This is a genomic window from Pontibacter mangrovi (genome assembly GCF_006385705.1).
GTDB classification, from domain to species: Bacteria; Bacteroidota; Bacteroidia; order Cytophagales; family Hymenobacteraceae; genus Pontibacter; species Pontibacter mangrovi.
This window is the reverse complement of the sequence record NZ_VFRQ01000005.1, coordinates 32,135-54,474: the sequence shown is the minus strand read 5'-3', so window position 1 is coordinate 54,474 and position 22,340 is coordinate 32,135. Positions and strand designations below refer to the sequence as shown.

The following is a 22,340-nucleotide window of genomic DNA, read 5'->3' as shown; positions in this document are numbered from 1 at the left end:
AAATAAAATGAAACTCGTTTAATATTTTATACTATAAGCTATTGAAAACAATGAACTTAAGCAGCAAAAGAGTCCGCCATTTCTGCGCATTCCTGCTCGTTGCCTGTGTGGTGTGGGGCTGCACCCCCTCTACCAGGATTATGGGCACCTGGAAAAACCCGGAGGCAGGCAGCCGCATGTATGAGAAAATAGTGGTAGCCGCCCTAACCGACAACGTGCGGGCCCGCCAAACCGTGGAAACCGACATGCAAACGCAGCTACAGCAGCGTGGCCTTAAAGCCGTCAGGAGCATTGATATGTTCCCGCCCACCATGACAAGTAAAAACGGACCGGACGTTAACCAGCTACTCCGAAAAGTAAGGGAGCAGGATTTGGGAGCCATCCTAACCGTGGCCCTGATTGATGAGGAGACAGAAACCCGCTACGTGCCCGGCAACTACGGCTACTCGCCCATGACGCGCTACGTATGGTACGGCCGGTTCAGGGGATATTATACGTACTGGTACCCCACCCTCTACGACCCCGGCTACTATACCGAAGAGAAAACATACTTTGTGGAGACTAACCTGTACGATGCCGACACGGAGAACCTGCTGTGGTCGGCACAATCGGAGGCGTACAGCCCGGCCAGCCTGCGCAAGGCTTCTGCAAACCTGGCAGAGCTAACCGTTAACCAGATGCGGCAGGAAGGGCTCATTAAATAACAAAGGCCCTCCGGACATATGCGGTCCGGAGGGCCTTTGGCTTTGCCCCTGCTGAGGCAAAGTATGGTTATGGCTACTCGTTATACACCACGTGCAGCAGGGTTTGCCCTACCGCTTTCAAAGTGTTTTTGCTGATGATGTCCATCGTGTCGGTGTGCCGGTGGTGGTATGGCCCGAAGATGTCGCCGTTGCCGGCGTTGGGGTTCAGCTCCACGATATCGATCATACGGATGTTGCCCAACGTGTTCACATAGTAGTGGTCATCGGTAATGGCCGGTGCGTTTTTATACTTAAAGTAGTCAGAGTAGCCGATGCTGTTGCCGGCCTTCCATACTTTGTCTACGATCTCTTTGGCAAACTGCCTGGAGTACCCTTCGCGGGCGAAGCGTGCATTCTCGGCTCCCACCATATCCAGCAGGATGCCATAGTTAGCCCGGTAATTTGGCACATGCTTGTTCTTGCTCCAATACTGCGAGCCCAGGCACCACGAGTCTTCTATGTAAGGCATGCCGCTGTCCTCGGGCTGGCCATAGTCCTCCCCGTCAAAGAAGATCAGGTCTACGCCAACGTCCGGCTTCTGCTGCGCCTCGTGTATGGTTCTGGCAATCTCCATAAGTATACCTACTCCGCTGGCGCCGTCGTTGGCGCCGTCAATCGGCTCTTTAGGGTTGTTCTCATCCTTGTCAGCGATGGGGCGGGTATCCCAGTGGGCGGCAAGCAAAATACGGTTGGCGGCGCCGGGGTTATACGAGGCCACAACATTGCGCAGGTTCAGCATCGTCCCGTCGTAGGCCTTCATCTGGAACTTCTGGTCCTGCACCTGTGCACCGTACTCCTTTAGCTTTGCCACCAGCCACTCGCCGGTCTGGAAGTGTGGCCCCGTGTTCGGCACGCGCGGCCCAAAGGCCACCTGCTTCTCCACAAAGGCATAAGCCGAATCGGGGTTAAAGGCCGGGGCCTGCACCGTGGCAGCGGCCTCCTCTGTAGCCTTGGTTGCCTGGCCGTTTCCGCTTTTCTCTGCCGAGTCGCAGCTGGCAAAGCACAGGGTGCCGCAGAAAAGCAGCGACAGCATCGTTAGTTTATTCTTCATAAGCCCAGTCTATTCCGGTTTTCATGTCTTTTATCACGATGCCCTGCTTCTTCAGCTCCGCCCGAATGGCATCTACTTTGTCATAAGCTTTCTGGTCCTTCGCCTCCTTGTAAAACGAGAGCACCAGGTCCAGCACCTCATCCATGTCGCCGATGGTCTCCTCTTTCAGCCCCAGCACGTGCAGCACCAGCTCCTGGTAGGTATCGCGCAGCATGTCGAAGGTACCTCTGGAAACCTGCTCCATTTTGATCTGCCCTAAGTATAAGCTGTTGATCTTTTTAAGCAGGTTGAAGAGCGAGGCGATGGTTCTGGCCGTGTTCAGGTCGTCGTTCAGGCCACGGAAGCAGTCCTGCGTCAGCTTCTGCAGTTCCTCGTCCAGCTTGGCATCCGGCACGGCTTCTGCTACTTCCTCCGTATACTTCAGCTTCTTCAGCACACGCAGCCCGTTCATCAGCTTGGTATAGCCTTTGCGCGCCGCCTGCAGCGCCTCATTGCTGAAGTCGAGGGTGCTGCGGTAGTGCGCCTGCAGGATAAAGAAGCGGACGGTCATGGGCGTGTAGGCCTGCTCCAGCATCTCGTGGTTGCCGCTGAACAGCTCGCTCAGGTTAATAAAGTTGCCCAGCGACTTGCCCATCTTCTGCCCGTTCACCGTGATCATGTTGTTGTGGACCCAGTACTTGGCACCGTCACTGTGGTCGCAGCTGGCCTGGTTCTGCGCAATCTCGCACTCATGGTGCGGGAACATCAGGTCCAACCCTCCGCCGTGTATATCAAAAGTGGTGCCGAGGTATTTGCGGCTCATGGCCGAGCACTCCAGGTGCCAGCCCGGGAACCCGTCGCTCCATGGCGAGGGCCAGCGCATGATGTGCGTGGGCGAGGCTTTTTTCCAGAGGGCAAAGTCAAACGGCGAGCGCTTCTCCTCCTGCCCCTCCAGGGTACGGGTGTTGCCGATCAGGTCCTCGATGTTGCGCCCGGACAGCTTGCCATAGTTGTGGTCCTTGTTGTAGGCCGCCACGTCAAAGTATACCGACCCGTTCACCTCATACGCCAGGCCATTATCCAGGATCTCCTGTATCATCTGCACCTGCTCGTTGATGTGGCCGGAGGCGCGCGGCTCTATGTCCGGCCGCAGCACGTTCAGCTTGCCCATCTCTTCGTGATAGATGTTGCTGTAGGACTGGGCTACCTCCATCGGCTCCAGGTGCTCCAGTTTTGCTTTTTTCTCGATCTTGTCCTCGCCTTCGTCGGCATCATTCTCCAGGTGCCCCACGTCAGTGATGTTGCGCACGTAGCGCACTTTGTAGCCCTGGTACTTCAGGTAGCGGTACAGCACATCAAAGGTAACGGCGCTGCGGGCGTGGCCCAGGTGCGGCTCCCCGTACACGGTAGGGCCGCAAACGTACATGCCTACAAAAGGCGGGTGCAGCGGCTCAAACTCCTCTTTCTTCCGCGTCAGGGTATTGTACAGGTTCAGTTTCTGTTGCATAGTTTTATGAAGTATAGGCATCCCGTCGGGGGCCGTACTTTTATGATTTCAGCTTGTCAGGCCGATTTAGGTTCAAAATTAATAAATAATTACCTTCCTTTCCCTAACGCTGTTCCGCGCCCTTTGGCTGCAGCACGTAGGTGGCAGAGATCGGGTAGTGGTCGGAAAGGGCCATCTCGTCGTGGGTTTCAAACCTGTACGCCTCCAGCCCCTGGCTGTAAAACTGGTTGTCGATGCGCAGGAACGGGAGCGGTCCGTTGTAGGTGGCCCCTACGCCGTTGCCGGCCCTAACGTGGGCATTCTCCAGCTCTTTCGCCAGTTCGTTATAAGTATAGCTAAACGGGATGTCGTTAAAATCACCGCACACGATGACCGGGTAAGGCGATGCCTGCACGTGCTCCAGCAGCTGCTGCACCTGTGCCGCGCGGGCCACAAACCCCATGCGCAGGCGCCGCACCAGGTTTCTACTCTCCTTCTTAAAGCTGTTTTCATCGCCAATGGCCGAGTACGTGTTCTCAATGTCCTCCGACCTGATGCTCATGGACTGCAGGTGCACCGCGTATACCCGCACCGTATCCCCTTTCACGTTGATATTGGCCCAGGCGGCCCGGTTTGCGCTGCGCTCCCTGGTGTTGTTAAACTTTATCGTGCCGCCTTCCACTATCGGGTACCTGGAGAAAATCACCACCCCCAGATCCGCCGCCACCCGGTCACCTACCGAGGTAGAGGCATACTTATACTTGCCGTAGCGCGTGCCGATGCGGTTAAAGTTGTTGTACTCCACAGAGTTTACCCGGCTGTAAAACTCCTGCAGGCAGAACACATCGGCCGGGTGTTCTGCCACCCAGTCAATCATGTCGGTGGATACCTGCGGCACGCCCTTCACAATCTTATCGTAGGCATTAAACACGTGGGTGTTAAAGCTCATCACCTGCAGTGTTTTAGCCCCCTTCGGTATTTCTTTCTCAAAGTTGATGCTCAGCAGGCGGGCATAGTAGCTCCAGGCAAGTATACACGCTGAGAGCGGCAGCACCAGCAGCCACGAGCGGCGCAGCACCCAATACACCAGGAACAGGATGTTGAGCGCCAGCGCCCCGGGAAGCGAGAAGGCAACAAAACCCGCCGGCCAGAACGTGCTCGGCGGCACCTGCAGGCACAGCACGCCCGCCAGCATCCAGAGCACCACCAGGGTGTTCATAACGAGCCATACCCGCGTTCTAATCGATTTGAATGTTCCTGACACAAGAGCAAACTTACGAATTCTGCACCTATCTATTCCAAGCTATACTCCAGAATATCTGTGCCTCCTCCCAAACGTGCTTTTAGGCTGGTTTTATACACAACCCAGCCACGAAACTAAAGTATAACTGCGGCTGTTATGGAAACAAGTGCCGGAGCCGCTCCCCCGACACCCAAACACCCAGCATGGTCTCCTGCAAGGCGGCAGAAAAACTTCGGCAGGATATCATCACTACATAATTTGTTGTGTATATAATGAATTTGTAGTAAATTTGCAGCAATATTTCCAAAGAGCTGAGGGGACACGAAGTCCCCTTCTTTATTTCTTAACCGTTTGCTATGGCACTAACCGCGAAGAATATAAGAGAAATGGCCGAGGCCAGCCTGCCGGATAGCGAGCTGTTCATCGTGGATGTCGCCGTGTCGGCCTCATCCGCAAGGCCAAAGATTACTGTGCTGGCCGATGGCGAGCAGGGCATTACAATAGACCAGTGCGCTTCCATCAGCCGCCGCATCAACGCTAAAATAGTAGAAGCTTTTGGCGAGGAGTTGTCTTACGTGCTGGAGGTAAGCTCGCCGGGCGTGGACTTTCCGCTCACGCAGCCGCAGCAGTTTAAGCGCCACACCGGCCGCAGCCTGAAGGTAAAGCTGCAGGACGGCACCGAGAAAACCGGCAAGCTGGAGGAAGTGACCGACACAGGCCTGAGCCTGATGGAAGAAGTAAAACAAAAAGGAAAAAAGGCAACGTATGTGCCTGTGCAGATACCCTTCGGGGACATTGTAAAAGCAAATGTTGTAATCTCATTTAAATGATAAGATAATGAACAGTTCAGTCCTGATCGAGTCGTTCGCCGAATTTGCGAAATTCAAGAACATAGACCGCCCGACCATGATGCGCATCCTCGAGGATGTGTTCCGCACCATGATCCGCAAGAAGTGGGGCACCGATGAGAACTTCGACATCATCCTGAATGTGGAGAAGGGAGACCTGGAGATTTGGCGCAACCGCGAGATCGTGGACGACAACTCTGAGGATATCTGGGACCACGATAAGATCGCCTTGTCTGATGCCCGCAAAATAGAGCCGGACTTTGAGGTGGGCGAGGAAGTGTCGGAAGAGGTGAAGCTGGAGGACTTTGGCCGCCGCGCCGTACTGACAGCCCGCCAGACGCTGATCCAGCGCATCAAGGACATGGAGAAGGAGCTGCTGTTCCAGAAGTACAAGGACCTGGTGGGCGAGATCATCTCCGGCGAGGTATACCAGGTGTGGAACCGCGAGGTGCTGCTGCTGGACCAGGATGAGAACGAACTGTTGATACCAAAAGGCGAGCAGATCCCGAAAGACCGTTACCGCAAAGGCGACGTAGTAAGAGCGGTGGTGCAGCGCGTGGAGATCGTGAACGGGAATCCGAAAATCATACTTTCGCGTACTTCTCCTACCTTCCTGGAGCGTTTGTTCGAGAACGAGGTACCGGAGATCTTCGATGGCTTGATCGCTATCAAGAAAATTGTGCGTGAGCCCGGCGAGCGTGCCAAAGTAGCCGTAGAATCGTTCGATGACCGTATAGACCCGGTAGGTGCCTGCGTAGGCATGAAAGGTTCCCGTATCCACAGCATCGTGCGCGAGCTGGAGAACGAGAACATCGACGTGATCAACTACACCGAGAACCTGGAGCTGTACATTCAGCGTGCGCTTAGCCCGGCTAAGATCAGCAGCATGAAGATAGACGAGGAGAGCGGTCGCGTGTCTGTGTTCCTGAAGCCGGACCAGGTATCGCTGGCTATCGGTAAAGGCGGGCAGAACATTAAGCTGGCCAGCCGCCTGGTAGATATGGAAATCGACGTGTTCCGTGAATCTGAATCGTACGAGGAAGACATCAGCCTGGAAGAATTCTCTGACGAGATCGAGGACTGGGTAATAGCAGAGCTTCGCCGCATCGGCTTGGATACCGCCAAGAGCGTACTGGCCGTAACGAAGGACGATCTTCTGCGCCGCACGGAGTTGGAGGAAGAAACCATCGACGATGTGCTCTCTATCCTCCGCGAGGAGTTGGAAGAAGAAGACAATCAATAGTTGTGAGTTGTGCTCCGTTACGCTAATTTTGAGAAAAGTTGGCTCGGGGCACAGCTTATACCTTAAGAATAAGGCAACTATACTTTAAATACGAACAAAAGACAGCATATTAGAACAAAATGGCAGAAGAAAAAACAAGGAGGCTTAAACAGGTTGCGACTACTTTAAACATTGGTACATCTACCATCGTGGATTACCTCTCTGCTAAAGGGTTTGAGGTGGAAAACAAGCCAACCACCAAAATCACGGCAGAGCAGTTCAATATGCTGGCTAAGGAGTTCGCCGCATCTATGCAGGAAAAGCAGGAGGCGGATGAAATCAGTATAGGTAAAAAGCCGCAGACGAACCAGGTGGTTGAGTCGGAGCCTGCTCATGAGCCCAAAAAGACAAGTGAGCCCGAGGAGGAGATCCTGATTAAGAACGTGAAAGCGCCGGAGGCACCGGCCCCTAAAAAAGAAGAGGCTCCCGCCGAGCCGGCATCTAAGCTGCCAGGCATAAAGGTATTGGGCAAGATTGAGCTGGATGCCAAAGGCAGACCGGTTCAGAAGCAGCCAGAGCCAAAGCCTGAGGCCCCTAAAGCCGAGGAGAAGAAGCCTGAGCCAGCTCCAACTCCAGCGCCGGCGCCTGAGAAAGAAGCTGCCCCGGCACCTAAGGCCGAGGAGCCTGCAAAACCAATTGAAAAGCCGAAGGCTGAAGCGCCTGAAGCACCTGCTGCCCCTGCCGAAAAAGCACCTGAGGCGCCTGCCAAGCCCCAGCAGCCAGAGGCACCGAAGCAGCAGCCAGCCAAGCCAGCCGCTGAAACTCCGGCTGCACCGGCAGCTCCGAAAGAGCCAGCTGCAGAGAAGGCGCCACAGCAACCGGCCGCTCCTGCAGAGGAAAGCAAAGGCACTGAAACAAAAGAAGACATAGAAAAGATTACAGCAAAAGCAGACCAGCTAAAAGGTCTTACTGTACTCGGCAAGATTGAATTGCCGGTAGAGTCGCGCAGAAAAGGCGCCAAGCCCGTTGCCTCCTCTGATGAGCGCAAAGGCAAAAAGAAAAAGCGCAAGCGCATTATGGTGGCTACAGAAGGTAACCAGCAGCAAGGCCAGAACCGCCCTATCCAACCTGCCCAGCAGGGTGGCCGCCCAGACCGCAACCAGCGCCCTGGAGGCAAGCCAGTCAAAGGCAAAGGCGCAAGGCCAGAGAAAGCCGAGGTTACTGACAAGGAAATCCAAGAGCAGATTAAGGCAACGCTCGCTAAGCTTAGTGGAGGCAAAGGTGGCGGAGGTAACCGCGCCAAGTACCGCCGTGAAAAGCGCTCAGCTATTGCCGATGCCACTGAGGAGCGCCGCATGCAGGAGCAGGCAGAGTCTAAGACACTGCGTGTAACCGAGTTCGTGTCGGCCAACGACCTGGCTTCCCTGATGGATGTAAGCGTGAACGACGTGATCAAGGTGTGTATGCAGTTGGGTATGTTCGTATCCATCAACCAACGCCTGGATGCGGAAGCCATCACCATTATTGCTGACGAGTTTGGCTACAATGTTGAGTTTATCACTACCGAGGAAGAGCAAGGCCTGGAGGATATTGTAGAGGAGAACGAGGAGGACCTGGAAGAGCGCGCGCCGATCGTGACGATCATGGGCCACGTTGACCACGGTAAAACTTCCCTGCTCGACTACATCCGAAACGCCAACGTAACTGCCGGTGAGGCAGGCGGTATTACGCAGCACATTGGTGCCTACAAGGTAAAGACTGAGAGCGGCCGTACCATTACTTTCCTGGATACGCCTGGTCACGAGGCCTTTACCGCGATGCGTGCCCGTGGTGCCAAGGTAACGGACGTAGTTATTATTGTGGTAGCTGCCGACGACGCCGTGATGCCGCAGACCAAAGAGGCCATCAACCACGCCCAGGCTGCCGGTGTACCGATCATCATTGCTCTGAACAAAATAGACAAACCAACTGCCAACCCGGACAAGATACGCGAGGAACTCGCCCAGATGAACATGCTGGTGGAAGAATGGGGTGGTAAATACCAGTCGCAGGAAGTATCGGCTAAGTCTGGCTTAGGCGTGCAGGACCTGCTGGAAAAAGTATTGCTTGAAGCGGAACTGTTGGAGCTGAAAGCTAACCCAGACCGTCAGGCTATCGGTACAGTAATAGAAGCCTCCCTGGACAAAGGCCGTGGCTATGTGGCAACGGTACTGGTGCAGACAGGTAAGCTGAAGATAGGTGATGTGGTATTGGCCGGCTCTCATTACGGTAGAGTAAAAGCCATGACCGACCACCGCGGCAAGAAAATGAAAGAGGCTGGCCCATCAACCCCAGTGCAGCTATTAGGACTGGACGGTGCGCCGCAGGCAGGTGATAAATTTATAGTGATGGACTCTGAGCGTGAAGCCAGAGAGATTGCCGCTAACAGATCACAGGTACAGCGTGAGCAAAGCCTTCGCACCCGTAAGCACATTACCCTGGATGAGATCGGTCGCCGTCTGGCAATCGGTACCTTTAAAGAGCTTAACGTGATCGTGAAAGGTGACGTGGACGGTTCGGTAGAAGCCTTGTCAGACTCATTGCTGAAGCTTTCAACAAACGAGGTACAGGTAAACATCATCAGCAAAGGTGTAGGTGCCATCTCAGAGTCCGACGTGCTGTTGGCCTCTGCCTCCGACGCCATCATCATTGGCTTCCAGGTGCGCCCTTCAGCCAATGCACGGAGGCTGGCAGAGCAGGAGCAGATCGACGTACGCCTGTACTCTATCATCTATGATGCCATCAACGAGGTGAAAGACGCCATGGAAGGCATGCTTGCTCCTACCCTGAAGGAGGAGATAACAGGTAACGTAGAGGTTCGTGAGGTGTTCAAGATCAGCAAAGTGGGTACCATTGCCGGCTGTATGGTTACCGACGGCACTATACAGCGTAACGCCAAGGTTCGCCTGGTACGCGATGGCATTGTAGTGCACGACGGCGAGATTCTGGCACTGAAGCGCTTCAAAGACGATGTTGCCGAAGTGAGACAAGGTTACGAGTGCGGTATCAGCCTGAAAGGGTACAACGACATCCAGGTGGGCGATATCATCGAGGCCTACGTAGAGAAAGAAGTGAAACGTACATTGTAGTAAGCATAACTACTGTACAAAGTATAAAAACACCCGCTGCGGCAAAGTATCCGCAGCGGGTGTTTTGTTTTTGTTCCTGGTCTCTTATACTTAAAAGTATAAACAGCACAGGCACGCGCCAGCCTTTGGCATAGAACAAAAAAGAGGGCTGCCCGCTTTGGGCAGCCCTCTCGTTTTATAAGCTCCGTTATTTATACTTACTTATACTTTAGTGGCCATCAGGTCCTTTGAGCAAACCCAGGCTTTTGAGGTTACGACGATCCCGCTTGCGCTTTTTCATCATCTTATCCTCTTTCTTCAGAATCTCTTTCATGCGTTTGCTGTTGGCAATTCTCTTTTTAGCAAAGCTAGAGCGCGTCTGGCCTTCGTAGGTATTAAAACGTGCATCCAGCCCAGAGGCGCGCTGCCCAACAGCATCTGCCGAAGTGCCTTTCGTTTGCGCTTTGGTTGTACCCCAGAACTCATCCTTGCCCGAGTCGCTACTTAAGGAGGACTGAGCTTTGGCCTCTGATACAAAAAGTACAATTCCAAGAGAAAACAGCAACAGAATCAATTTCTTCATAACAGCTTCACAATGTTTAGTGTATACAACGCAAACATGCTCTAAAAGTATACATTTTTTGTAAAACGCAAAGCGGCTGCAGAAAATTCCTGCTATTTAAATTTGTACGAAACCCCTAAACCCAAGGTCTGTTTCAGCTGCAGGCGCGGCCCCTTCCCGTCTACTTTGCTGTCGTTGTCGCGGTCAACGTCTATATCCACATCGTCATCATAGATCATGTGCGCAAAAAAGCTGGCCGATATAATTTTGTTAACCTTAAAGTTGATGAGGTTCTCCCAGTTCAGGTCCACGTTCTCCGGTTTCTTCAGGTAGTTAGAGAACATGTCCAGCTTAGACTGCAGCGTTACGTTCTTGAGGATCTCGTTTTTGTAACGCACGTTGATGTAGCCACCGAACTCCCTCCGCACGTGGTCGCCTGTGCCCGGTATAGGATTCCCTTCAGCGTCTTTATCGGCCGGGTTCACGCCAAAAGCACCCTTATCGGCCAGGCCCTGGTTAGCCACAATCGTGAACTTTCCGGTAAACGGCGAAATAAAGACCGATAGCTTATCGTTCGGTTTATAGTCCATACCCAGGGAGGCAAGCACAGCGGCCGGCGAAAAGAAGTTAGACTTTAGCGTGTCGCGGGTAATGGTGTAGGTGGGCATTAGCTGAGAGCGTATGTTTAGCTGCGAGGTATAGTACCAGCGCTTAGAAGCCCGGTAGCCATACTTCAGGTTCAGCTCCAGCTTATCGTCGCTTTTCTGCACGCGCCTCCCTTCCAGCTTCACCAAGCCGTAAGTCAGGTCAGCGGAGTTGTTCCAGGTGTTCTTCCCTTTTTCGTAATTGGCGTATAGGTTGGCGTTGCCCAGCACCGACACGGTGTTTTGGCCACCGGCAGCCCAGTTAGACAAACTAACCTGGCTAAAGTTGACAGCACCCATCCCCCCGAAGTCCCAGATATTGGTGGAGTCCGCAGCCGCCGACTGCGCGACGGCTGCGGCATTAGATATAACAGTAAAGATCAGAGCAAATAAAAATGAACGGCAATAGTAAGAAAACATGATGTGGCAATATACTTATACTACTTTATTATGAGGATCGGAGGCTCCGGCAGGATGCTCTCCCTTTAACAGGTCTCGGATTTCGGCCAGCAGCACTTCCTGCTTGTTTACTGGCGGGGCCGGCTTGGCAGCTTCTTTTTCACGCATGCGGTTAATGCCGCGCACCAGCAGGAAAATGGCAAAGGCAATGATGATGAAGTTAAGGACCACTTGCAGGAAATTTCCGTAACGGATAGCCACGGCCTGGGTAACTACCTCACCGTTCTCCACCACCGCCTCCTTTAGCACCACTTGCAGCGAGCTGAAGTCTATGCCGCTGATCATTAGGCCAAGCGGAGGCATGATGATGTCATCTACCAGAGACTTGGTGATGGCGCCAAAAGCGGCACCGATAACCACACCTACCGCCAGGTCGATCACGTTGCCCTTCACGGCAAACTTTTTAAACTCTCCGAAAAAGCTCATACGTATAATGTTTAGAGTGAAATTTCATCTGAAGCACCTAAAAAAGCACGGCACCAGCCCATACCCTGCTCCTCCGTAAGGCCTGCGCTTTCAACAGCTGTTCCTAATTGAACTAAATCCTTATATTTGTGGCAAAGAAAACAGATTCTAACCAGAACTGACACGAAACTATGGCAATATACGAAAACCTCCTGCTAGACCTGCAGCAAGGCATCCTGACCATCACCATTAACCGCGTTGATAAATTAAACGCCCTGAATATAGACACTATCAGGGAAATAAGAAACGCCATGCAGCAGGTTTATGATGATGAAGAAGTAAAAGGCGCCATTATTACCGGAGCTGGCCCCAAAGCGTTTGTAGCCGGCGCCGACATTACAGAGATTGCCGAGCTGAGCGAGGTGACGGCCCGTAGCTTTGCAGAGCGTGGCCAGGACGTGTTTGCCATGATTGAGCGCAGCAACAAACCCGTGATTGCGGCCGTGAACGGCTTTGCTCTGGGCGGAGGCTGTGAACTGGCTATGGCCTGCCACATACGCGTGGCCGCAGAAAACGCACGCTTCGGGCAGCCGGAAGTAAACCTGGGCCTGATTCCGGGCTACGGCGGCACCCAGCGCCTGACACAGCTGGTTGGCAAGGGCAAAGCCATGGAACTGATGATGACAGCCGACATGGTTGGGGCGCAGGAGGCCCTGCAGCTTGGCCTTGTAAACCATGTGGTGCCGCAGGAGCAGCTGATGGCAAAGAGCGTCGAGATTATGGAAAAGATCATGGGCAAGGCCCCGCTAGCCGTAGGTTTGGTTATTGAGTGCGTAAACGCCGTGTTCAACAACGATGAGAACGGCTACCAAACAGAAGCCAATGCCTTTGCCCGCTGCTGCACCTCCGAGGACTTTGTAGAAGGCACCAGTGCCTTTATCGAGAAGCGCAAGGCCAACTTTACCGGCAACTAAAATACACCTTACCCCGACCCTGATACAGAACGCATGAGTATAGCCAAGAAATTGGTCGGGCAAACTGCCGCCTATGGTCTAAGCAGTATTGTTGGCAGAGCCTTAAATTACCTGTTGGTACCAGTTTATACCGCCGTCTTTATGCCGGCTGAGTATGGCGTGGTGTCGTACCTGTACGCTTTTGTGGGCTTCTTCAACATACTGTATACCTATGGCATGGAGACCGCTTTTTTTCGGTTTGCCAACAAGCCGGATGCAGACCAGCGCAAGCTCTACAGGCAGGTGCTCAGCCTGATCATCGGCTCCAGCGTCGTCTTCACGTCCATACTTATACTTGCCTCCGGGGCCATTGCCGATTACAAAGAATATACTGCGCAGGAGCAAAACTACATCATCTGGCTGGCGCTTATACTTGCCATAGATGCCATTGTGGCCATACCCTTTGCATGGCTCCGGCTACAGAACAAAGCGGTAAAGTTTGCCTCCATCAAGATGGCAAACATACTTGTAACCGTGGGGGCCAACCTGTTCTTCCTGGTGGTGTGCCGCAGCATTTACCTGGGCGAGTACCTGCAGGAGCTAAGGCCGCTGATTTCGAAAATCTATGACCCGGATTTCGGCATCGGCTACATCTTCCTCATCAACCTAGTGGCCAACGCGCTGCTCATACCCATGCTGTGGCGCGAGCTTAGCATCTTCAGGTTTGAGTTTAACCGGGAGCTGCTGCGCCCGATGCTGGTGTACGCCTACCCGCTGCTCTTCATGGGCCTGGCGGGCATGGTAAACGAGGTGATAGACCGTATACTCTTGGAGGAGTGGCTGCCGGAGGGCTTTTATCCCGCACACAGCAACGAGGCCGTGGTGGGCATCTACAGCGCCTGCTACAAACTCTCGATCTTTATGACGCTGGCCATACAGGCTTTCCGCTACGCCGCCGAGCCGTTCTTTTTCTCGCAGGCTGAGGACAAGAACTCGCCGCAGACCTTCGCGCTGATCATGAAGTGGTTTGTGATTGCCTGCGCCTTTATTTTCCTCTTTATCTCGGCCAACCTGGAGGACTTTGCCCTGTTTCTGCGCAGCGAGGCCTACCGCGAGGGCATCATGGTAGTGCCGGTGCTGCTGCTGGCCAACCTGTTCCTGGGCGTATACTATAACCTGTCGGTGTGGTTCAAGCTTACGGATAAAACGCAGTATGGCACCTACATCAGCTTTGGCGGCGCGGCAGTTACGCTGCTTTTCAACCTGCTGCTCATACCTGTAATCGGTTACATGGGCTCGGCCATCGCCACCCTGATCTGCTACTTTAGCATGGCCCTTGTCAGTTACCTGCTGGGCAACCGCCATTACCCTATTCCTTACCCAACAAAGAGCATCCTGGGCTATATCCTGCTGGCTATAGGCCTGGTGTGGCTAGCTTTATACATTGACATTGAGAACTTCTGGCTGCGCCATGCCTTCCGGATGGCGGCCTGCGCGGTCTTTTTAGCCATAGTATGGCTGCGGGAGCGCCCTCGCTTCCTAAAATTTTAATCTGTATATTTAAAGATGACCAACAACAAGAACCTGCCGGTTAACGTCATTAACCAATCAAAGCATGCTTTACCCGGCTACCAAACCATACATGCTGCCGGCATGGATTTGCGGGCAAACCTGGAGGCGCCGGTTACGTTGAAGCCACTGCAGCGCGCCCTTATCCCGACAGGTATTTTTATAGAGCTGCCTGAGGGCCACGAGGCGCAGATACGCCCCAGGAGCGGTTTGGCCTACAAGCATGGTATTTCCATTGTAAACAGCCCCGGCACGATAGATGCTGATTACCGCGGCGAGATAAAAGTGCTGCTGGTAAACCTATCGGACCAGGCTTTTGTGGTGGAAGACGGCGAGCGCATTGCCCAGATGGTGGTGGCTAAGTATGAGCGCGTGGAATGGCAGGAGACAACCGCCCTTACCGACACCGAGCGCGGTGCGGGCGGCTACGGCAGCACGGGAGTTAAATGATCGTTGACCGCACTCAAGTATAACCCCGGTTAACGCACAACAATTAACCAACAACAAGTAAAAAACTGCAGCAAAGCGCTGTAGATCGAATATAAAAACAGATACAAAATAGCTATGAGGATTATTGTACCGATGGCCGGAATGGGCAAACGCATGCGCCCGCACACACTTACAGTCCCAAAACCGCTTATACCTATCGCAGGCAAACCAATTGTGCAGCGCCTGGTGGAGGATATCGCCAAAGTCTGCCACGAGCCGATTGAGGAAGTAGCCTTCATTATCGGGCACTTCGGAGAGGAAGTGGAAAACGACCTGAGGGAAATCGCCACGCAGATTGGCGCCAAAGGCACTATCGTATACCAGGAGGAAGCCCTGGGCACGGCACACGCCATACTTTGCGCCAAAGAATCTCTGGAAGGAAAAGTAGTGGTGGCCTTTGCTGACACGCTCTTCAAGGCCGATTTTCAGCTAGACACCAACGCCGACGGCACCATCTGGGTACAGCGCGTGGAGGACCCGCGCCCGTTTGGCGTAGTAAAGCTAAACGAGAACAACGAAATCACCGACTTTGTGGAGAAGCCGGAGCACTTCGTGTCGGACCTGGCCATCATCGGCATCTACTACTTCCGCGACGGCGCTTACCTGCGCGAGGAGCTGCAGTACCTGCTCGACAATGACATCAAGGACAAAGGCGAGTACCAGCTGACCAACGCCCTGGAGAACATGAAGAACAAGGGCACCAAGTTTATACCTGCCGTTATCTCTGAGTGGCTCGATTGCGGAAATAAAAACGCAACTGTTTATACTAATCAACGCTATTTAGAGTATATAAAGGATGAGGAAGGCCTGGTGGCCTCGTCGGCGAAGCTGGAGAACGCAGTGATCATTCCGCCGGTATACATTGGCGAAAACGCACAGATCACCAACTCGGTGGTTGGGCCGCATGCCTCTATCGGCAACGGCACAAGCGTAGTAAACTCCGTGGTGAGCAACTCCATTATTCAGGAGAACACCGTCCTCAAAAACGGCAACGTTGCAAACTCAATGCTCGGCAACTTTGTTGTGTATGAGGGGCGCCAGTCTGACCTCAGCCTCGGCGACTACAACACACTTGCGGAGTAACACATGAACACATTCAGAAACTTTATACTTGCCACCTGCTGCCTGGCCCTTGTAGCCACCCACCAAAGTGCGGCACAGTCCTCGAAAAGGAAAAAGGCGAAGGCCGCACAGGAAGCCCCTGCACCGCAGGCACCCGCCCCTAGCGAGCACGACAAGCAGGTAAGCGAGGCTTTGTTTCTGGATGGGATGAAATATTTTATGCTGGAGGACTACCAACAAGCCCTCCAGCTTTTTCAAAAAGCGTACACGGTAACACCCAACAACGCTGCGCTGAACTATAAGATCGGCGAAACCTACCTGCACCTGAAGGAGTTTAAATCTGCCATGCCTTTTGCGCTGGCTGCTTCTAACCTCGAAAAAACAAACGCCTACTATTATTTGCTGCTGGCGCAGCTATACTCTGAGCAGCAGCAGTTTAATGCCGCCGCACAGGCTTTTAACGACCTGCTGCGCAATGTGCCCAACTCCAATGAATACCTCTTTAACCTGGCTGACCTGTACCTGGCCCAATCGCGCTACGATGATGCCCTGCGCACCTACGACCGTATTGAGAAGGAGTTTGGCGAAATGGAGCAGCTGCTGGTAAACCGCCAGCAGATATACCTGCGCCAGAAAAACGTGGACAAAGCCATTGCCGAGGGCGAGAAGCTATTAAAGGCCAACCCGTCGGAGATGAATTACTTCCTGTCGCAGGCAGAGCTGTATAATGCGGCCCGGCGCCCCGAGGAAGCCATCACTACCCTGAACAAGGCCCTGCGCCTGGACCCGAACAACCCGTTTGCACACCTCATGCTCTCGGACCTGAACCGCCAGCAGGGCAAGCTGGAGGAGTCGGAGAAGCAGGTAAAGCTTGCCTTTGCCAGCGCCAACCTCGATATCGATACGAAAGTGCGCATTTTGGTGGATTTTATTCGACAGCTGCCTAACCCGCAGATAGAGCCCCTTGCCCTGGAACTGGTAGACCTGACCATTGAAAAGCACCCGGATGAGGCCAAAGCCTACGCCGTAGCCGCCGACCTGCAAACGATTGTAGGACAGAAAGAAACGGCACGCAATAATTATTTAGAGGCTGTAAAGCTCGATGATTCCCATTTTAAGATTTGGCAGCAGATTGTACTGTTAGACGCAGAACTAGAAGACCCTGCCGCCATGGTAAAGCATGCAGAGCAGGCGCTGGAGCTGTTCCCGAACCAGGCTGTGTTCTGGTTCTACAGCGGCACGGGCCATTTAATAGAAAAGAACTTTGAGAAGGCAGTAAAGTCTCTGGAGTACGGTAAGCGCCTGTCTTTGAATGAGCCTGAGCTGGAGATGCAGTTTAACATGCAGCTGGGCGACAGCTACAACTCCCTGAAAGATTATACGAAGTCTGACGCGGCGTATGAGGCGGTTTTGGCGCAGGATGCCGACAACGAGCATGTGCTGAACAACTACAGCTACTTCCTGTCGATGCGGGGAGAGAAACTGGACCAGGCCAGGCAGATGTCGGAGCGCCTTGTTAAACAGCACCCCACCAACCCCACTTACCTGGATACCCATGCGTGGGTGCTATACAAACAGGGCAACTATAGCGAAGCCCGCAAATACCTGGAGCAGGCCGTGGCCATCTCCGATGATGCCACTATTGTAGAGCACTACGGCGATGTGCTGTTTAAACTAGGTAAAAAAGAAGAAGCCGTAAGCCAGTGGCAAAAAGCAAAACTCAAAGGCGAGGCCTCTGCCTTTATCGACCGCAAGATCAAAGAAAAGAAACTCTATGAGTAAATATTTGCTGCTTTCCCTGTGCAGCCTGCTACTGTTGGCAAGTTGTAAGAAGGAAACCGTGCCTACCGCCGCCTCCGCTGCCACTACTACCGTAGGCGAGGTGAAGGTAGACAACCTGGAATTCACCTATCTCAGCGCCAAAGGCCAAATCACGCTAAACGACAAAAACGACAACCTGTCTTCGGGTGTAAGCATTCGCATGCGGAAGGACAGTGTGATATGGGTGTCGGTGCTGCCTGGGTTGGGCATAGAAGCCGCCCGGATGATGCTTACCCAGGATTCCGTATACTTTATGAACCGCCTGAAGAAAGAGTATGCCGCCACGGATTATGGTTTTCTGCGCAACAAGCTACAGGTAGACCTGAATTTTGAAGTGCTGCAGTCCATACTTTTGGGCAATTACCAGGCTGCGGGCGCTGAGAAGGTAATGGACACCGGAGACCTGCAACACGTGCAGCAGCAGCGCCAAAATCTTACGTTCGACTACTTTATCAGCAGCCTCAACAACAAGCTGAAGCAGCTGAACGCCGAGGATATCAACACAGGCAATACCATCACCGTGAAGTATAACAGCTTTGAGCCGATTGGGCAGGTGCCGTTCGCGCATGAGTTAATTGCACAGGTGCTGCAAAAAGGCGAAGTGTCGGACTTTACGCTGCGCCACAGCCGTGTAACCGTGTCCGAGGAGCCGCTCACTTTCCCGTTTGGCGTGCCCGGCGACTATAAGCATCTCACGTTTAATTAAATCCCCTACCCTGTTGGTTCTTCCGTTATAGATTCGCCATATTTGTAGACTTAGAGAAGAAGAACCATACGTTTTGATGAAGGCCCTTTACAGATTAGCCTTTTTCTTTTTTATACTTTGCCTGCCGCTGTCCGCTGTGGCCCAGAAATCAAAATCGAAGGCGCAGTTGGAGAAAGAGAAAAAGGAAAACCTCACCCGGATTAAAGAAGCTAACAAGATTCTGCAACAGACCAAAAAGCAGAAGCAGACTTCTATTGGTCAACTCAATGCCATTAAGGAGAAGATAACGGTACAGAAGGGCGTTATCCAGAACATCACCCGCGAGATCAGCCTGCTGGAGAACGATGTGCAGGAAACAGAGGGCATAGTAGGGGCGCTGCAAAACGACCTGAAAAAGCTAAAGGAGGAGTATGCCACGATGGTATACGCAGCCTCTAAAACTGCCAACAGCTACAACAAGCTCATGTTCTTGTTTGCCTCCGACTCTTTTAACCAGTTTGTGATGCGGCTGCGCTATTTGCAGCAGTACTCAGAGGCCCGAAAAAAGCAGGTGGAGCTTATAGGGAAAGTACAGGCAGCCCTAAACGGGCAGCTGGCCGTGCTGGAGACAAAGAAAGATCAGAAAAAAAGCCTCTTGGACAAGCAAATAGCTGAGAACAAGAACCTTTTAAGCCTGAAGCAGCAGCAGGACGGCATGATCACGCGCCTGAGCCAGCAGGAAAGCCGACTTAAAAAAGAAGTGGCACAGCGCCAGCAGGCTGTTAAGAAACTGGACAAACTAATTGCCGACATCGTGCGCGAAGAGATTGCGCGGGCGGCAAGGGCAGCCCGAGAGGCCGGCAAGGCTACCAGCGGCAGCCCGAACAGGGTTACCCTAACACCAGAGGCGGCTCTTATCTCGTCTTCTTTCGCGGGTAACAAAGGCAGGCTGTCGTGGCCTGTGGAGCGTGGCTTTATCTCGCAGAAGTTTGGCCGCCACAACCACCCGGTGCTGAAGGGCGTGGTGGTAGAAAACCGAGGCGTAGACATCCAAACAGAGCAGGGCGCTACGGCCAGAGCCATTTTTGAGGGTAAAGTACTAACCGTAGCCAGCGTGCCCGGCATGAACAACATTGTAATGGTGCAACACGGCGAGTACTTTACCGTGTACGCCAAGCTAAAGACCGTGAGCGTGAAGCCAGGGCAAACCGTTAAACTGAAGGATACCATTGGCACCGTATACACCGACAGCGACGGCACGACAGAACTGCAGTTCCAGATTTGGAAAAACAGCACCAACATGAATCCGGAGGGCTGGATCATGAGCAAGTAAGACAAAAGCCTATAAACCAGAAAAAGCCACGGCGGTTGCCGTGGCTTTTTCATTTGGTGCTTTGCCTCCCCCAGGCAAAGCCAACTTTAGTAACTAAAGGCCGTTTGTGTTATAAAACCAGAACAGCACAAAATAAAAAAACACCCCACAATGCAGGGTGCCTTTCCAAGCTATGAAAACAAACTTAATATTATATCTGAAACAGGTGCTGTGACCTGCGAGATTCCATGACACTAAATTACAACCTTGTTCATAAAGATGCAACTTTGAGGCAAAAACTAATTTCTTCTCTTAAGCATCCCTGTATAGCTATACTGCTATTTTAAATTTAGGTTGCAGCTTTTTCAGATTTTTGCTTGAAAATCTTTACAAACGCTGGTATTGTACCTTTAGAGCAGCGGCCCCGCCCCATTTATCAACTTTCTACAGGGACGTGTCCCTGTCGTGAATTACGATAATCAAGTTCTGTGCCAATACAATTGCTGCGGCATAAACAGCCAATTTTTAGCTTGAAGGCATCTTTGTAAAGTATACTTTTCCATAAATTAGACTAATCTTGTGCCAATATTCCCAAAAAAGGAAAAACACTATACTGCATGCTTGCACGGTTTAGAATACTATGTTCTGTTTAGGGAGCGTTAAAAAAAGTAGCTCATCCTGTTGTATATAATTTAAATCACCTTACTTTTAGGCGTTTTAAACTAATCCCGTCTGATGTAGGTTTATTTAAAATATTAACCCTAATTTTGTAACACACTTTAAACATTAAAAACATGGCTATCACCAACATTTTCTTATTTATTGGAGGCCTAGGCGGTACAGAAGTAATGCTCATCCTGTTTGCTATCCTGTTGCTGTTCGGCGCAAAGCGCATTCCTGAGCTGGCAAAAGGTTTGGGCCGCGGTATTCGTGAGTTTAAGGATGCCACCAAAGAAATCAAAAGTGACATTGAGTCTTCGGTTAAAGACGACAACAGCTCTAAGTAGTCTCCTGCACTAACCACACAAGGTATTTAGCATGTGCCTTAGTACTATTTTCCTTTTCCTGGGAGACCTGGGGGGAGGCGAGATGATGGTTATCTTAACCGCCGTCCTTTTGTTGTTTGGTGCCGACAGGATTCCGGGCATCGCCCGCTCAATGGGCAGGGGCATCCGCGAGTTCAAAGACGCAACAAACGAAATCAAACACGAACTAGAGCAATCCATTAAAGACGATCCTAAGTCCAAAACAGATTGAGACAGTATAATTCGCTACGCGACATCCGCACAGACATTGCTAATGGCCAGGTTTCGTGCAGGCAACTGGTAGAGCAGTACCTCCGCAACATTAAAGAGAAAGCCGAACTGAACGCTTTCCTGGAGGTTTTTGAAGAAGAGGCATTGGCCCAGGCTGACGCTGTGGACAAAAAACTGGCTTCCGGCACTGCCGGTAAGTTGGCAGGTATGGTGATTGGCATTAAGGACGTGCTGGCCTACGAAGGCCACAGTCTGCAGGCCTCCAGCCAAATCCTGAACGGTTTCAAGTCACTATACACAGCTCCGGCAGTGCAACGCATGCTAGCTGAGGATGCCATCATCATTGGCCGCCAGAACTGCGACGAGTTTGCCATGGGCGCGTCTAACGAAAATTCTTCTTTCGGTAACGTACTGAATGCCGACGACCACGCCCGCGTACCGGGAGGTTCTTCGGGAGGATCGGCTGTAGCAGTGCAGGCCGACCTGTGCCTGGCCTCTATCGGCTCCGACACAGGCGGTTCGGTGCGCCAGCCTGCCTCGTTCTGCGGTGTTATCGGCCTAAAACCAACCTATTCGCGTATTTCCCGCTACGGCCTGATCGCCTACGCCTCCTCTTTTGACCAGATTGGCACCATCACGAGAAGCGTAGAAGATGCGGCCCTGCTACTGGAAGTAATGGCCGGTGCCGACGGCATGGACAGCACTGCCAGCCAGCGCGAGGTGCCGGCGTATAGTCAACTGTTGCAGGCAGACGATAAAAAGTATAAGATCGGCTACATCCGCGACTGCTTTGAGCGTGAAGGCCTGGATACAGAAGTGAAAGACGCTATTTTGGGCGTAAAGGACATGCTGCGCGATGCCGGGCATGAGGTAGAGGCGGTGGATTTCCCATACCTGGACTTCATGGTGCCAACTTACTACATCCTAACCACCGCAGAAGCCAGCTCCAACCTGGGCCGCTACGATGGGGTGAAGTATGGCTTCCGCTCCGAGAATGTAACCGACCTGACCTCGCTGTACAAAAAGACCAGGGCCGAGGGCTTTGGCCAGGAAGTACAGCGCCGCATTATGCTTGGCACTTTTGTGCTAAGTGCCGACTATTACGACGCCTATTATACGAAGGCACAAAAGGTAAGACGCCTTATAAAAGAGAAGACTGACGAGTTGCTGCAGCAGTATGATTTTCTTATATTGCCTACCGCTCCTACTACCGCTTTTAAGATAGGGGAGAACACAGCGAACCCATTGGCCATGTACCTGGCCGATATCTTTACGGTCCAGGCCTCTCTTGCAGGCGTGCCAGCCATCTCTATACCGGTTGGCCGCGATGCCAACGGCCTGTCCATCGGGTTGCAGTTAATGACCCGCTCATTTGAGGAGCCGCAACTGCTCGCTTTCTCAAATTACATCCTGGACAAGATCACCGTTGAAGCATAAACCTTGA

20 protein-coding genes are annotated in these 22,340 nt (G+C 52.6%); 14 read left to right on the top strand and 6 right to left on the bottom strand.

What is annotated here, in order from left to right; translation table 11 throughout:
• Nucleotides 1-50 precede the first annotated feature (50 nt).
• Nucleotides 51-704 carry a DUF4136 domain-containing protein gene (locus tag FJM65_RS10430; protein ID WP_140621468.1) on the top strand — a complete coding sequence of 218 codons (654 nt, stop codon included), beginning with the start codon at nt 51-53 and terminating at the stop codon, nt 702-704.
• Nucleotides 705-777: 73 nt separating this feature from the next.
• Here the strand turns inward: FJM65_RS10430 and FJM65_RS10425 are convergent, their stop codons facing one another.
• From FJM65_RS10425 to FJM65_RS10415, 3 genes are all read right to left on the bottom strand, one after another.
• Nucleotides 778-1,794, bottom strand: a complete 1,017-nt coding sequence (locus FJM65_RS10425; RefSeq protein ID WP_140621467.1) for a M28 family peptidase — start codon at nt 1,792-1,794, stop codon at nt 778-780.
• Nucleotides 1,784-3,280 (bottom strand): cysteine--tRNA ligase, encoded by a 1,497-nt coding sequence (cysS, locus tag FJM65_RS10420; protein ID WP_140621466.1) that lies wholly within the window; start codon nt 3,278-3,280, stop codon nt 1,784-1,786. Before cysS ends, FJM65_RS10425 begins: the two co-directional genes overlap by 11 nt.
• A 103-nt stretch (nt 3,281-3,383) precedes the next feature.
• Entirely contained in the window at nt 3,384-4,478 is a 1,095-nt protein-coding gene (locus FJM65_RS10415; RefSeq protein WP_239022921.1) for an endonuclease/exonuclease/phosphatase family protein, read from the bottom strand.
• A gap of 380 nt (nt 4,479-4,858) precedes the next feature.
• Between FJM65_RS10415 and FJM65_RS10410 the strand changes: the two genes are divergently transcribed.
• The 3 genes from FJM65_RS10410 (at nt 4,859) to infB (ending at nt 9,700) form a co-directional block, all read left to right on the top strand.
• The gene (locus tag FJM65_RS10410; protein ID WP_239022920.1) at nt 4,859-5,332 is read left to right on the top strand and encodes a ribosome maturation factor RimP; all 474 of its coding nucleotides are present in this window, start codon (nt 4,859-4,861) and stop codon (nt 5,330-5,332) included.
• A gap of 7 nt (nt 5,333-5,339) precedes the next feature.
• Nucleotides 5,340-6,593 (top strand): transcription termination factor NusA, encoded by a 1,254-nt coding sequence (gene nusA, locus FJM65_RS10405; RefSeq protein WP_140621464.1) that lies wholly within the window; start codon nt 5,340-5,342, stop codon nt 6,591-6,593.
• 119 nt (nt 6,594-6,712) lie between these two features.
• On the top strand, nt 6,713-9,700 hold the full coding sequence (gene infB, locus FJM65_RS10400; RefSeq protein ID WP_140621463.1) for a translation initiation factor IF-2: 2,988 nt from the start codon (nt 6,713-6,715) through the stop codon (nt 9,698-9,700).
• A 208-nt stretch (nt 9,701-9,908) separates the two neighbouring features.
• On the opposite strand, the gene FJM65_RS10395 is transcribed toward infB, so the two are convergent.
• From FJM65_RS10395 to mscL, 3 genes are all read right to left on the bottom strand, one after another.
• The gene (locus FJM65_RS10395) at nt 9,909-10,262 is read right to left on the bottom strand and encodes a hypothetical protein (RefSeq protein ID WP_140621462.1); all 354 of its coding nucleotides are present in this window, start codon (nt 10,260-10,262) and stop codon (nt 9,909-9,911) included.
• Nucleotides 10,263-10,354: 92 nt separating this feature from the next.
• Nucleotides 10,355-11,305, bottom strand: a complete 951-nt coding sequence (locus FJM65_RS10390; RefSeq protein WP_140621461.1) for a DUF3078 domain-containing protein — start codon at nt 11,303-11,305, stop codon at nt 10,355-10,357.
• 15 nt (nt 11,306-11,320) lie between these two features.
• Nucleotides 11,321-11,770, bottom strand: a complete 450-nt coding sequence (gene mscL, locus FJM65_RS10385) for a large-conductance mechanosensitive channel protein MscL (protein ID WP_140621460.1) — start codon at nt 11,768-11,770, stop codon at nt 11,321-11,323.
• A gap of 170 nt (nt 11,771-11,940) precedes the next feature.
• On the opposite strand from mscL, the gene FJM65_RS10380 reads away from it, so the two are divergent.
• The 10 genes from FJM65_RS10380 to gatA all read left to right on the top strand — a co-directional run bounded on the left by FJM65_RS10380 (nt 11,941) and on the right by gatA (nt 22,333).
• The gene (locus FJM65_RS10380; RefSeq protein WP_140621459.1) at nt 11,941-12,723 is read left to right on the top strand and encodes an enoyl-CoA hydratase/isomerase family protein; all 783 of its coding nucleotides are present in this window, start codon (nt 11,941-11,943) and stop codon (nt 12,721-12,723) included.
• Nucleotides 12,724-12,756: 33 nt separating this feature from the next.
• Entirely contained in the window at nt 12,757-14,253 is a 1,497-nt protein-coding gene (locus tag FJM65_RS10375) for a lipopolysaccharide biosynthesis protein (protein WP_140621458.1), read from the top strand.
• Nucleotides 14,254-14,268: 15 nt separating this feature from the next.
• Nucleotides 14,269-14,721, top strand: coding sequence for a dUTP diphosphatase (gene dut / locus FJM65_RS10370; RefSeq protein ID WP_140621457.1), 453 nt, complete (start codon nt 14,269-14,271; stop codon nt 14,719-14,721).
• Nucleotides 14,722-14,835: 114 nt separating this feature from the next.
• On the top strand, nt 14,836-15,843 hold the full coding sequence (locus FJM65_RS10365) for a sugar nucleotidyltransferase (protein ID WP_140621456.1): 1,008 nt from the start codon (nt 14,836-14,838) through the stop codon (nt 15,841-15,843).
• A 3-nt stretch (nt 15,844-15,846) separates the two neighbouring features.
• Nucleotides 15,847-17,604 (top strand): tetratricopeptide repeat protein, encoded by a 1,758-nt coding sequence (locus tag FJM65_RS10360; protein ID WP_140621455.1) that lies wholly within the window; start codon nt 15,847-15,849, stop codon nt 17,602-17,604.
• The gene (locus FJM65_RS10355) at nt 17,597-18,349 is read left to right on the top strand and encodes a DUF4292 domain-containing protein (protein ID WP_140621454.1); all 753 of its coding nucleotides are present in this window, start codon (nt 17,597-17,599) and stop codon (nt 18,347-18,349) included. The genes FJM65_RS10360 and FJM65_RS10355 overlap by 8 nt, the downstream gene beginning before the upstream one ends.
• Nucleotides 18,350-18,425: 76 nt before the next feature.
• On the top strand, nt 18,426-19,661 hold the full coding sequence (locus FJM65_RS10350; RefSeq protein ID WP_140621453.1) for a murein hydrolase activator EnvC family protein: 1,236 nt from the start codon (nt 18,426-18,428) through the stop codon (nt 19,659-19,661).
• Between the two features lie 773 nt (nt 19,662-20,434).
• Nucleotides 20,435-20,647 carry a twin-arginine translocase TatA/TatE family subunit gene (tatA, locus tag FJM65_RS10345; RefSeq protein WP_140621452.1) on the top strand — a complete coding sequence of 71 codons (213 nt, stop codon included), beginning with the start codon at nt 20,435-20,437 and terminating at the stop codon, nt 20,645-20,647.
• Between the two features lie 31 nt (nt 20,648-20,678).
• Nucleotides 20,679-20,897: a Sec-independent protein translocase subunit TatA/TatB gene (locus FJM65_RS10340; RefSeq protein WP_140621451.1), complete on the top strand. Its 219-nt coding sequence runs from the start codon at nt 20,679-20,681 to the stop codon at nt 20,895-20,897.
• Nucleotides 20,894-22,333 carry an Asp-tRNA(Asn)/Glu-tRNA(Gln) amidotransferase subunit GatA gene (gene gatA / locus FJM65_RS10335; RefSeq protein WP_140621450.1) on the top strand — a complete coding sequence of 480 codons (1,440 nt, stop codon included), beginning with the start codon at nt 20,894-20,896 and terminating at the stop codon, nt 22,331-22,333. The genes FJM65_RS10340 and gatA overlap by 4 nt, the downstream gene beginning before the upstream one ends.
• The last annotated feature ends 7 nt before the right edge of the window (nt 22,334-22,340 follow it).

Excerpts from the sequence above, each read along its gene's own strand:
- FJM65_RS10365 (WP_140621456.1), top strand. The coding sequence starts at position 14,836 with ATGAGGATTATTGTACCGATGGCCGGAATGGGCAAACGCATGCGCCCG.
- FJM65_RS10415 (WP_239022921.1), bottom strand. The coding sequence starts at position 4,478 with ATGAACACCCTGGTGGTGCTCTGGATGCTGGCGGGCGTGCTGTGCCTG.
- FJM65_RS10390 (WP_140621461.1), bottom strand. The coding sequence starts at position 11,305 with ATGTTTTCTTACTATTGCCGTTCATTTTTATTTGCTCTGATCTTTACT.
- tatA (WP_140621452.1), top strand. The coding sequence starts at position 20,435 with ATGGCTATCACCAACATTTTCTTATTTATTGGAGGCCTAGGCGGTACA.
- FJM65_RS10355 (WP_140621454.1), top strand. The coding sequence starts at position 17,597 with ATGAGTAAATATTTGCTGCTTTCCCTGTGCAGCCTGCTACTGTTGGCA.
- dut (WP_140621457.1), top strand. The coding sequence starts at position 14,269 with ATGACCAACAACAAGAACCTGCCGGTTAACGTCATTAACCAATCAAAG.
- FJM65_RS10430 (WP_140621468.1), top strand. The coding sequence starts at position 51 with ATGAACTTAAGCAGCAAAAGAGTCCGCCATTTCTGCGCATTCCTGCTC.
- mscL (WP_140621460.1), bottom strand. The coding sequence starts at position 11,770 with ATGAGCTTTTTCGGAGAGTTTAAAAAGTTTGCCGTGAAGGGCAACGTG.
- FJM65_RS10340 (WP_140621451.1), top strand. The coding sequence starts at position 20,679 with ATGTGCCTTAGTACTATTTTCCTTTTCCTGGGAGACCTGGGGGGAGGC.
- FJM65_RS10375 (WP_140621458.1), top strand. The coding sequence starts at position 12,757 with ATGAGTATAGCCAAGAAATTGGTCGGGCAAACTGCCGCCTATGGTCTA.
- infB (WP_140621463.1), top strand. The coding sequence starts at position 6,713 with ATGGCAGAAGAAAAAACAAGGAGGCTTAAACAGGTTGCGACTACTTTA.
- FJM65_RS10380 (WP_140621459.1), top strand. The coding sequence starts at position 11,941 with ATGGCAATATACGAAAACCTCCTGCTAGACCTGCAGCAAGGCATCCTG.
- FJM65_RS10395 (WP_140621462.1), bottom strand. The coding sequence starts at position 10,262 with ATGAAGAAATTGATTCTGTTGCTGTTTTCTCTTGGAATTGTACTTTTT.
- FJM65_RS10360 (WP_140621455.1), top strand. The coding sequence starts at position 15,847 with ATGAACACATTCAGAAACTTTATACTTGCCACCTGCTGCCTGGCCCTT.
- FJM65_RS10425 (WP_140621467.1), bottom strand. The coding sequence starts at position 1,794 with ATGAAGAATAAACTAACGATGCTGTCGCTGCTTTTCTGCGGCACCCTG.
- nusA (WP_140621464.1), top strand. The coding sequence starts at position 5,340 with ATGAACAGTTCAGTCCTGATCGAGTCGTTCGCCGAATTTGCGAAATTC.
- FJM65_RS10350 (WP_140621453.1), top strand. The coding sequence starts at position 18,426 with ATGAAGGCCCTTTACAGATTAGCCTTTTTCTTTTTTATACTTTGCCTG.
- cysS (WP_140621466.1), bottom strand. The coding sequence starts at position 3,280 with ATGCAACAGAAACTGAACCTGTACAATACCCTGACGCGGAAGAAAGAG.
- FJM65_RS10410 (WP_239022920.1), top strand. The coding sequence starts at position 4,859 with ATGGCACTAACCGCGAAGAATATAAGAGAAATGGCCGAGGCCAGCCTG.